Origin of the sequence: Jeotgalibacillus sp. JSM ZJ347, from assembly GCF_044383825.1 — a bacterium.
Lineage (GTDB): Bacteria > Bacillota > Bacilli > Bacillales > Jeotgalibacillaceae > Jeotgalibacillus.
In genome coordinates this window covers 252,649-264,198 of record NZ_JBISEN010000002.1, presented here as the reverse complement: position 1 = coordinate 264,198, position 11,550 = coordinate 252,649, and the positions used below count along the sequence as shown (strand labels likewise).

The following is an 11,550-nucleotide window of genomic DNA, read 5'->3' as shown; positions in this document are numbered from 1 at the left end:
TCCGGATTTTTATTATGCTGCTTCTTCTTCAGAAATACCTTTGCGCTGCATATTTCCCCATGAACCCTTCTGGCGGATTGCAGCGATCAGACCCTCACATCTCCATAAAACAGTTAGTGGACGATACCAGAATGCTTCTGTCAGGGACCAGGCAAACAGCTTCAGCAGGCTCTTTACATCAGGATATTTGTGATACGTCCATTCTTCAAGTAGCACTGCAAGGCTGGATATTAGTGATCCATATACAACTGTCGAAATAAACATAACAAGCGTAATTTCCCAGGAAATAAAAGCAAATATAAGCCCGGCAATTATGATGACATACCCTAGCAGTTCAAAAATCGCACTTAATAGCTCAACGAAGAGATAGTATGGAAGCGCAAAAAGACCGATCCCTTTATATTTGGGGTTTAACAGCATTGACTTATGTGTCCATAAAGTCTCTGCCAATCCTCTTTGCCATCTTCTGCGCTGAGACCTTAGAGAACTTAAAGTTGAGGGTGCTTCCGTCCAGCACACCGGGTCTTGAATATACTCAATTCTTTGATCAGACCTCTCATCTTTAATCGATTTATGCACCCTGACAATGAGCTCCATATCTTCGCCTACAGTATTAACTTTATAGCCACCGGCTTTAATCACACGGGTTTTCTCAAACACGCCAAACGCTCCTGAAACAATTAGCAGCATATTCATTCTGCTTAAGCCCAGCCGGCCGATTAAGAAAGCTCTGAAGTATTCGACAATCTGCAGAAGCACAATGGGTTTTTTTGGCAATGCAATCTCTTCTACTTCACTTCTGACAATTCTTGAACCATTTGCGATTCGGACTGTTCCTCCAGTTGCAGTAACCATACCATTAGAATCAATGATCGGCTTCATCGTTTTTAAAAGTGCATCTTTATCTAATAATGAATCACCATCTATTGCTGCAAAATATGGATATTTTGAAAAATTAATCCCTGCATTCAGTGCATCTGCCTTCCCGCCATTTTGTTTCCTGATTAAAAAGAGGTGTGGAAATAATGTAGATTGATAAGCACGTTCTACCTCCGCTGTGTTAAAGTAGCGGCGGATGGCAAGATCAACCTCTTTCATCCGAAACTCATTAATGACGCGCTCACTCGTCTGGTCAGAAGAACCATCATCGATCACAATCACTTCAAACTGCGGGTAGTTCAAAGCAAGCATTGACCTCGCTGTGCTGACAATCCCCACTTCTTCATTATACGCAGGCACTAACACCGAAATTGGAAAGGTATCCTTATTCATCGAAATTTCTTCAATGTGAGCTGCCCTGTTTAACTGGCGTTCTTTTCTGATCTGTGGTCCCGCAACAAGAAACATGCCAATATAAAGCAGGGAAACCGTGGTCATATACATAATAATGATGATAGCAGCAGTGTAAACCAGCCAATTTAACCACTCCATTATCTGCTCACCCCAGTTCTTAAAGTTTGAAGCTGCTTTGCCATATCCCTGGCGTACATATCTTCATGTCCTTCTGCTGCAAACGTCAGCAGAATTTCGCCATCAGGCAATTGTTTTAGTGCTTCACATGCAGCAAAACGCACCCACCAGCTTGTATCACCCGCAAGTTCCATCAAGGCAGTTGAATACCTTGTCAGCTGGAGAATTCCTGCTAATCTTGCAGCAAACATTCTTTCTTCCCAAATATCAGAAGTCAAAAATGGGAGGAGACGGTCTGCTGATGAAATATACCGGTATTGACATAGTGCACCAAGCGATTTTAACCTGACTTCTTTTTCATCATGTTTCAGTTGTGATTCAACATATGGCAGGTGCTCATAGTGACCTGTCTCGCCAAAGTAAGAAATGACGCTAAGCAGCACTGGTGTTGGCAATTCCGGATCTTTTTTCAGGATTTCAACAAACTCTTCCGGAAGTCTTCTGAAGCACTCTTTCATAAAACCCACAGCAAGAGTCTGATCATTTTTAAGTGCCTCAAGGACTTTGTCGTCTCCAAATGTCGCAAGCACACGAAGTGCCTGTCTGTATTCTTCATCCTTTTCCTTAAGGGAAAGATAATGATTTTTCACTTCCTGCTGCAGCACGCTCATTTGATAATCTTCAATAAAGAAAAGTATGTTAATGCGCTCTGCCCAACTTCCTTTCTTAAGGACGTGCCGGTAATGATCAGTAAGGTATCGTTCAGCGACCTCTTTCATACGCTGTTCGTTTTCAGCACCCTTTATATTTGATACATAACCCGACAGCAGCCTTTCCAGCACTTTATTACGCACTTGTTCATCAGACGGCAAAGTAGGCTCATGTTCAGTTTCCCCATGCAGATATGCCAGATACGAATTTAATATCTGGTGATATATACGTGAGACCTCCTGATCATGCCGGTTTACTTTCCGCTTCGAAAACGATAAGTACATTAGCACAATGATCTGCAGCAGCAAGAAAGAACCTGATATCCATAAAATCACTGTGATCATTAATTGAACATCCTTTCCATCATACGGTCAATTCTTGAAGCTACTTCCCTCACATTGAACGGTTTCACCATATAATCATCAGCACCCAGTCCGAGCGCCCTTTCAACTTCCTGGTCTCCCTGTCTTGCAGTTAACATGGAAACTAGAATATTTTTAGTTCCATATAATTCTCTAAGCTTTGCAAGCACCTCGATCCCATCCATTTTAGGCATCATTCCATCAAGTAGGATCATATATTTTTTGCCTGGCACATACCAATCATCCTGCAGAAAATCAACGCCGTTCGAATAGGTTCTCACACTGACAGAACGTCCGCCAACTTTTCCGCGTCTTTCAAAGTGATCCTTCAGCATCTCTCTTACCAGTTCGTCGTCATCTACTACAATCAGCATCATTTGTTCAGCCGCAAGTTGCATTTGAATAACCTCTGTATAGCGTACAGTACAATTTCTCCCTTTTTCTTTTGCAAAATAAAGAGATTTATCAGCACACTCAATAATCTCTTTTACGTGAACAGTCTGATGCCATTCCATCAAACCTGCTGAGAACTGTACGTTAAATTCCTGCTCTCCTGCTGTAAACACCTGTTGATTGAAAGTCTCCCGCCAGTTCTGCATTTTCTTCTCCGCTTCTTGATACGTTGTATCCGGCAGGATCACTGAGAACTCCTCTCCTCCAAAGCGGATTAATCGATCTCCGGGATCTTTCGTTTCTAATATTATATTCGCAAAAGCCTTCAGCACCTCATCACCGGCAGGGTGACCATAAGAATCATTCACCTGCTTAAAATGATCCAAATCAACCATGGCGAACACAGCTGAACTCATATCACCATCAACCATTTTCTTCGTCACTTTCAGGACTTCCTGATCAAGACAGTCTCTCTTCAGCGCACCGGTCAAGAAATCATTTCTAATTTGCCTGAGGAGCATATTCCGTTGAAACATCCGGTTTTTTAAAAAAGGAATGATAATATTTTCATTTATCGGCTTTCCGATTACATCCAGTACACCCGTTTCATAAGCTGCGATTCTTTTTTCATCTGTCAATTCCCCGCTTACAAGCACAATTGGCGTAAGGTCTTTTCTGGCTTTCTTCATCATTTCACTGATCAATGGATCTTCACCTTCCGACAGCAAACCCAGATCAACGATCAATAAGTCCGGTGACAGATCATAGTAATGTTCCAGTCCCTTTGTGAGTGTCACTGCTGTAATTACCTGAAATTCGTGTTCTTCAAGAAAGCCTTTCATTCTTTTAAGAAACTCAACATCCTTTTCTATCATCAGAATGAATGGAATATCTTCGTATTGATAATCCTCTTCTCTCTGCAGGTCTTCTTCAAGCCGGTCAATCGTTGCCGCCTGCTGCACGATAGTCTCAGTTTGAGGTATTGAAAAAAATTTTCTCCATTCATTTCCTGATAATACCCGCATACTGTCTTCCTTAAGCTCCGACAGGGCCCGCTCAGCCTGATTGGATAGTTCTGTCAGTCCGATTGTTCCCGCTGTTCCTTTTAATCCATGGAAGAAGCGATAACACTCATCTTCAGTAACAGCGTCTTTTGCACTCCACTCCCTTACTGTCTGTTCGATTCTTTTATTCAACATCTCCTGATATTTTGTACTCATATGCTCCACATCCTATGTAAATGTTCGTATTTTCACATTAGCATTCTGTTCTTTTTTCCTATTATACAACTCTTTTAACAACGAAAAAAACTTTCCTTTTAATTTAAGGAAAGTTTTTTAAGTTTTAAGGCCTCAGAGTTTTCCAGCTTTCAGTATGATGAATGGCAAAACCTTTGAAACTCGCATAGTTCTTTACTTGATCGTATACTCGGTCCAGTTCCTGTTTCATCACAGCTTCGCCTTCCTGGTAAAAGGTCAGATAATCTCCTTCAGCTGTCATCCCCGTTTCCACTCCTATCGTGACAGGTTTCCCCAGCTTTTGACCGTGTTCCAGTTCATGCAGTGTTAATGGAATCAGCGCAGCCGCAGAATCGCGATAAGCCATGATTGTAACACTGTCCGTTTCCTTCTGAACCCAGTCAGAGAGTAACCCGGTTCCATATGTGTTTTTATATTTAATTTCATCAAACCAAAAAGGAACATCCGCTTCTATCCCGATATTTAATTGACCCGCTTTATCACCAGCCTCTTTCATCAGAGACTGATAGGCTTTAATCACAGTCGCACGTTTTGAATTCCACCCGCTGTACAGGTACGGTTCAACATCCAGATGAATTCCCTTAAAGTCAGCGTCTGCTGGTGAAGCCACCTGATATTGCTCTACCCAGCCAAGCAGCTGTCTCAGCTGCAGATATCCCTTTGGTGCAGCCCAGTCCGGTGCACCATCAAGCGCATACACGTCGATCCCTCTTGCTGTCGCACCTTGAATAAATGACCGGTAGACGTCAACGGAGACGTCATGATCAATCTGTACATATACTTTCGTTACCTGTTTTTCAGTTAAAAAGTTCAGTGTGTCAGGCGTTTCATTAATCAACGACCATGGGTTCCATAACCATGTGGCTCTTTCAATTGTTGAAGCTTTTGCAGGTATTGACATACTATACACCATTCCTACAATTAGACATACTAGCGCAGAACAAATCACCTTTTTCACGTTGTCCTCCATTCTATAAGGTGGGCCTCATAGAATGAGAACCCGGCAGCCAGACAACCATTTGACAGGTTCACGGCTTTGCGTCCTTCCCTTTCGGAGAAGTTTGCCCTTATCAGATTCGTTTGTAAAAATTATACGACCATTTAGAAGGGACGTCTACGCAAAAATAATTTGCATTATTTTTTCTCAGGCTTTAATAGCTGCATACGTTCATTAAATAACGTCGGGTATGAAAGAAAACCTAGCATTGCACTTGTCACAACCGCTGTGGTCAATAAAAGGAAGATAATCAACAGCTGAAACATGACTGCCTGCAGTGGGTCTGCACCTGCAATAATCTGACCGCTCATCATACCGGGAAGCTGAACAAGTCCGATTGTCTTCTGACTTTCGATTGTCGGAATTGTACTTGCCTGAATTGATGCAATCAGAGGCCGGTGAATGGCCTGTTTCGGTGTGCCGCCCAGTGATAGGATGAGCTCAGTCTCAGCTTCTTTTGATTCGATTTCAGAAGTGAAACGGTTTAAAAACAAGATTGATAAAACCATTGAGTTACCAATTACCATTCCGCTGATTGGAATTATATACTGCGCAGTAGCCGGTGTGATATTCAGACCGAGCAAAATGCCCTGCGTCAACACTTCAATAAATACAAATGTCACAATCAGCTTCCATGTGATGCCTTTAATCGAAACGCCTTTTTTACGCGCATTCTGAACTGCTGCACCAATAATCAGTAACACCATGAGAAAGATATAGAAAAAGTTCTCCGCATTAAATACAAACTGCAGAATATAACCAACTGCAAGGAGCTGGATGATCGCTCTTATCGTGGCAACAACTGCATCCTTTTCAAGACCGAGGTTCAGTGTTTTTGACAAAACAAGGGGAATCAATACGAAAATAAGTGATAAACCAAGTAAAAGAAAACTCATTCCGCTTCCCCCTTTACAAAGGTTTTAACTCTTGGGTTCTGCGGGTCCTTCAGCAGGCTGCTTTCACCTGTTTCTACGAGCTCCCCGTCCATCATGACCCAGGTGTATTCACCAATTGATAACGCCTGCCGCAGGTTGTGTGTGATCCACATGATCGTTGTCTGATAAGTTTCATTGATTCTGACAATCAGCTCTTCAACTTCCTGCTGGGATACACGGTCAAGCGATGAAGTAATCTCATCGAGAAGCAGAATCTCAGGCTTCATCACTAGTGTTCTTGCAATCGACACCTTCTGCCGCTGACCACCTGATAGGTCCTTTGCATCCCGTTCAAGAAAACTTTCATCAAGACCAACAAGCCTGATCATCTCTTCTGCTGTTTCATCGGAGAGCTCTTTACCCTGAAGTTCAAAGGGCAGCGCCATGTTTTTACGCACGGTACCCGGTACCATTGTGGCTGTTTGCAGCGCAATCCCCACTTTTCTTCTGAGCTCAACCGGCTCGTATGAAGAAATTCTCTGATCATCTATATAGATCTCACCTGAATCAGGGGAAATCAATCCGTTGCAAAGCCTGAATAGTGTTGTTTTACCTGCACCGGACGGCCCTACAAGTGTGGTAATTCTGTTTTTCGGAAACCAGCCTGTAATATCGTGCAGGATTTTCGTGTCGCCTGATTGATAATTTACATGGCTGAACTGAATTGCAGCCTGAGCATCTTTTGTCATTGTCATTACTTCCTTTTTTCTTATTTATAATTATTATAATGTAATAATGATAATAAATAAATCACAAAAAGGCAAGCTGAGCAGCCTGCCTTTTTATTGTTCCAGAATGTCGGTCATTTTATCTAATGAATCCCTGAATTCTTCCACTCTAATAAACCTTGCATCTCTTAATAGCTCTTTTCCATCAGAGAAAATCAGCACGACCGGCACGGTGAAGATAGATAGTTTCCCGGCCACTTCTTCATATTCATCAGCAAGGATATGACCAAATTCAACCTCAGGATAATCTTCCATCACCTGCTGAATTTTCGGAAGCAGTGCGTGACATACACTGCAGCCATCCCGTGAAATATATAGTACGCTTAACGGTTGTTTCATCATATGGTCAAGTTCTTCATTTGAACGAACCTCAGTATATGTCCTCATGTTCAGGTCACCTCTATCCCTTCATTACCCTTGATCAGCTCAAACTACACCCGCCGTTTTTTAAGCGATGTACGGTCAGCTGTTACCCATAGCATCACCTGAAGTACGCCCATCATACAAATAATTGCCGTCATGCCATATAGCGCATTGAGGTAGCTTCCTGTCAGATCATACACTGCCCCTACGCCAAGCGGACCGAGTGCAGAAATGATGTAACCGCCACCCTGTGACATTGCTGCCCACGCACTCGCTTTCTGGTAAGAATCTGTTTCTATAATTGGGAGCATTAAAGCAAGCGGGAACAATCCACCCGCGCCAAGACCGATCAGCAGCATCGCTACAAGCGGCTGTCCTCCGGCAATCAGCAGAATCACACCGGTCAGTTCAATCACTGTACACCCAATTAAGGTTGGGAACACGTAACCAAATCTCGCTACAAGGCTTGGTATGATAAATGATGAAGGAATCTGAATTAAAACGAATGCAGTTAACATTGAACCGGCAATAACAGAGTTATAGCCCATACTCTGAATAATCGGTGCGCCCCATGCCGTCACCGAATAGAAAATACTCGACATCAGCCCGAAAAATAACAAAATGAGCCACGCGCGTCCGCTTGTCCAGGGCAGCGCTGTTTTTTCAGGGAGCCCTGACTGCTTTTTACCGGGGAATCTGATCCAGATAACCATTGCAGCAAGTCCAAGCACTGCCCAGATCGCAAGCGCAGGCTCCCAGTTTCCAAGAGATTCATAGATCGGTGCTGATATCCCGGTTGCACTGCCGGCCCCAATTGCCATCGAAACAGTATAAACACCAACGACTCCCGGCTTTGTCGGAAAGTACTGCTTGATAAAACCCGATACAAGCGGGCCCGCCACACCAATCCCAACACCGGCTAAAAATGCAGTTACAATTAATAAAGGGACTGTACCGAAAAAACCTCGTAATGCAGTCGCAATTGTAATTAAAACAAGAGCATAGAAAATTCCCCGCTCGAGACCGACGCGCTCACTGATTTTCGTGGCCAGCGGCGCAAAAATCCCCATACACAATACAGGCAGCGTTGTTAAAAGCCCTGCGGTTGTTCCGCTCATGCCAAGATCCTGCTGAATTGTATCCAGTAGTGGTGCGACGGATGTAATCGCCGGTCTCAGATTAATAGATATAAGAAATAATGCAATGATTAAATACCAGATTTTCATTACGACACCAACTTATTTAAAGAATAAGAGCTTTGCCTGGTGGCAAAGCTCACTCAACCTTACTACTTTTTACAGTGGATCTCCACCACTGCAAACTGTAAGATCTTCCATCATCATCTTATCAGATCAGAAAAAGGACATTTGTCCGGATGAATACGAACTGATCGTCGATTCACTCTTGTAAAAATTTTAGTCGTAGGAAATAATACGATCGAACTTTTAAGTTATTAATATACAAATTGAAATTTAAGTGCAGCGGAGCGTAAGGCGGCGACTGCACCGGGATATGACGGACAGGTGAGACCCCGCAGGTGCGAAGCGTCCGAGGAGGCTCACCGCCGTCCCCGGGGAAAGCGTCCGCCTGAAGCGTAGTGGAACGATTAGAAGATTAAAATAACCCTTCGTTTCATCTCTGGTCAGGAAATCGTATCCATTTCATCGTCACTCATCCTGCCAATTACTTTATAAACGATCAGCAGCAAAATAAACAATATCGCTGTCCCATACCAAGGCAGCTCATGAATCGCACCGCCAAATGCAGTATAAATGACTGCTGGCGCAATCACACCGACCATGGAGTAGATCATATATTCTTTACGCGTCTCCGTCATTTCCATCAGATAAAATGACAGCAGATGAAAGTGTACAAAAGGCATAATGCGAAGCACCATAATCTGTCCGACCGAAAGATGACGAGCCGGCAAAACTTTGTCTTTCAGTCTTGAAAGCTTTTCTTTAAATTTGGGAAAACGGTAAATCAGCACATAGGAGACAAAACTCATTAATGTGAGTCCGATAAATGATAATATCGCACCTTCTATAAAGCCGAACAGCAGACCACCCGCTACACATACCAGGATAACAGGCAGAAAGAGCAGGGGTCTGATGAGATGAAGTAATATAAACAGAGCAGGACCCAGCCAGCCTGATTCTTCGATTAAATATTGAACTTCCGCCAATTCTTCCACCTGGATCCCTCCCTGCAATTCAGTCAGTTTTGATATATGTTTAAAAACATCATATAGGCTTTCTTCATAAAATGCACCATGAAAAAACCGGACCTGTTTAAAGATCCGGTTCAATGACAATTATGACGTTTCAACCCCGGCTTTTTCAAGCGACATTTCTCTCAATACATATTTTTGAATTTTACCTGAAGCGGTCATTGGATAAGCATCTGTAAATTCAATGTATCTTGGAATTTTATGATGCGAAATTTTACCGCGGCAGTAAGCCCTGAGTTCTTCCTCTGAAAGAACCGATCCCTCTTTTAAAATAATCCAGGCCATTAACTCTTCCCCGTACTTTGCATCAGGTACGCCGACTACCTGTACATCCTGAATGGACGGGTGCAGATAAAGAAACTCCTCAATTTCCCGCGGGTAGATGTTTTCCCCGCCTCTGATAATCATGTCTTTAATGCGGCCTGTGATCGCAATATAACCATCTTCATCCATCACTGCAATATCACCTGTATGAAGCCATCCGTCATGGTCAATCGCAGCCTCTGTTGCTTCCTGATTTTTATAATAACCCTTCATAATCAGGTAGCCTCTTGTACATAGTTCTCCAGGCTCGCCTATTTTTACTTCGAGACCTGTCACAGGGTCAATAATTTTCACTTCCACATCCGGATGAGGCTTACCGACTGTCGCTACCCGCTTTTCAATTGCATCATCTGGTTTCGTCTGGGTAATAACAGGTGATGATTCTGTCTGACCGTAACAAATTGTGATCTCGTCAGCCCCCATATCATGGATCACTTTTTTCATGATTTCAATCGGACAGGGGGAGCCTGCCATAATGCCGGTTCGGAGCGTTGATGTGTCAAACGTATGATAATCCGGGTGATTCAGCTCTGCGATAAACATCGTTGGTACGCCGTGTAGTGCCGTACATTTTTCATTTTCAACAGCCTGCAGCACCTTCAGTGGATCAAACTGTTCAATGAGAACCATTGTTGAACCGTGTGTCACTGCTGCAAGCGTACCAAGTACACATCCGAAGCAGTGAAAAAACGGCACCGGAATGCAGACCCTGTCTTTTGAGGTCAGCTTCATATAGTCACCGATAAGCTGGGCGTTGTTCACAATATTATGATGCGTGAGCATGACACCTTTCGGAAAACCTGTGGTGCCGGATGTGTATTGAATGTTTATCACATCCTGTGTGTCAAGCTCATTAAGCCTATCAGTCAGATCGCTATCTGAGATCTTAGTTGCAAACTGCTGAAATTCTGACCATGTGTAAATACCTGGATACTCTTTGTCGCTCATTACGATGATCCGCTTTAAATGCGGCAGCTTCTGATCACTTAGCTGCCCTTTTTCAGCTGAGGCAAGCGCCGGACAAACTGCGTTGATAATATCTATGTAAGAAGTGCCCTTGAACTCCTCTCCAAGGATCAGTGTTGTAGCGTCTGACTGTTCAAGCAGGTATGTCAGTTCAGCCTGCTGGTAGTTTGTATTGACCGTAACCAGTACAGCACCCATTTTCCCGGTAGCATACTGACTTAACAACCATTCACGTTTATTATCAGACCAGATCGCGACATGTTCACCTTTTTTAATCCCCATTCCCATAAACGCTTTTGCTAGTTCATCTGTTTCCTGATCGAACTCACTATATGTTTTTCGCATGTTATGTTCCGGATACGCGTACGCTTCTACATCCCCATATGAATGCGCCATCTCCTTCACAATTTGACCGACCGTTTTCTCAATCATACACTTACCCCTTCCTACCATTTGTTCCCTTTCATATTATCACAATGTTCAGAAAAATATAGACAGGAGGCGAGAAATAGGTCATTAGAAAGAGTGTGAATAAGATTGAACATATTCACATAGCATTTGCCCGAATCACAGCGGAACCATTAAAAAAGCTGAAACAATGATTTGTCCCAGCTTCATTAACATTAAACTTTTTCAACAATATAAGCCTGCTTCATCTGGTAGGATGCACCATGACTGTAAAAGCCCTCATACCAAGAAACAACTCTATACTCACGTGACGCATCAGTAAATAACTGATCTTCATTAGAGGATAACAACAAAATATCTTCACTTTCACTGATTTTCTGCAACTCTTCCCCTGTGTAATTTTTGCCCGGTTCAAGTAATTGGGTCATCTTACCACTCCTTTTTACGAATTGGTAAGTCTTTTC

11 protein-coding genes and 1 riboswitch are annotated in these 11,550 nt (G+C 43.0%); all 11 genes read right to left on the bottom strand.

What is annotated here, in order from left to right:
• Positions 1-12: 12 nt before the first annotated feature.
• Complete coding sequence (locus ACH6CZ_RS07210) at positions 13-1,431, bottom strand: glycosyltransferase family 2 protein (protein ID WP_374096755.1); 1,419 nt, start codon at positions 1,429-1,431, stop codon at positions 13-15.
• On the bottom strand, positions 1,431-2,465 hold the full coding sequence (locus tag ACH6CZ_RS07205) for a HEAT repeat domain-containing protein (protein ID WP_374096754.1): 1,035 nt from the start codon (positions 2,463-2,465) through the stop codon (positions 1,431-1,433). Before ACH6CZ_RS07205 ends, ACH6CZ_RS07210 begins: the two co-directional genes overlap by 1 nt.
• Positions 2,465-4,096, bottom strand: a complete 1,632-nt coding sequence (locus ACH6CZ_RS07200; protein ID WP_374096753.1) for a diguanylate cyclase — start codon at positions 4,094-4,096, stop codon at positions 2,465-2,467. The genes ACH6CZ_RS07205 and ACH6CZ_RS07200 overlap by 1 nt, the downstream gene beginning before the upstream one ends.
• A 124-nt stretch (positions 4,097-4,220) precedes the next feature.
• Positions 4,221-5,093: an amidase gene (locus tag ACH6CZ_RS07195; protein WP_374096752.1), complete on the bottom strand. Its 873-nt coding sequence runs from the start codon at positions 5,091-5,093 to the stop codon at positions 4,221-4,223.
• A 41-nt stretch (positions 5,094-5,134) separates the two neighbouring features.
• Positions 5,135-5,211, bottom strand: a riboswitch (cyclic di-GMP riboswitch).
• Positions 5,212-5,269: 58 nt separating this feature from the next.
• A complete protein-coding gene (locus ACH6CZ_RS07190; RefSeq protein WP_374096751.1) occupies positions 5,270-6,028 on the bottom strand; it encodes an ABC transporter permease in 759 nt (252 codons plus the stop codon).
• Entirely contained in the window at positions 6,025-6,756 is a 732-nt protein-coding gene (locus ACH6CZ_RS07185) for an ABC transporter ATP-binding protein (RefSeq protein ID WP_374096750.1), read from the bottom strand. The genes ACH6CZ_RS07190 and ACH6CZ_RS07185 overlap by 4 nt, the downstream gene beginning before the upstream one ends.
• A 93-nt stretch (positions 6,757-6,849) precedes the next feature.
• Positions 6,850-7,182, bottom strand: a complete 333-nt coding sequence (locus ACH6CZ_RS07180) for a thioredoxin family protein (protein ID WP_374096749.1) — start codon at positions 7,180-7,182, stop codon at positions 6,850-6,852.
• Positions 7,183-7,226: 44 nt separating this feature from the next.
• Positions 7,227-8,384, bottom strand: coding sequence for an MFS transporter (locus tag ACH6CZ_RS07175; RefSeq protein WP_374096748.1), 1,158 nt, complete (start codon positions 8,382-8,384; stop codon positions 7,227-7,229).
• A gap of 416 nt (positions 8,385-8,800) precedes the next feature.
• Positions 8,801-9,352 (bottom strand): TVP38/TMEM64 family protein, encoded by a 552-nt coding sequence (locus ACH6CZ_RS07170; RefSeq protein WP_374096747.1) that lies wholly within the window; start codon positions 9,350-9,352, stop codon positions 8,801-8,803.
• Between the two features lie 120 nt (positions 9,353-9,472).
• Positions 9,473-11,110, bottom strand: coding sequence for an AMP-binding protein (locus tag ACH6CZ_RS07165; protein WP_374096746.1), 1,638 nt, complete (start codon positions 11,108-11,110; stop codon positions 9,473-9,475).
• Between the two features lie 191 nt (positions 11,111-11,301).
• The gene (locus ACH6CZ_RS07160; RefSeq protein WP_374096745.1) at positions 11,302-11,514 is read right to left on the bottom strand and encodes a hypothetical protein; all 213 of its coding nucleotides are present in this window, start codon (positions 11,512-11,514) and stop codon (positions 11,302-11,304) included.
• Positions 11,515-11,550 lie beyond the last annotated feature (36 nt).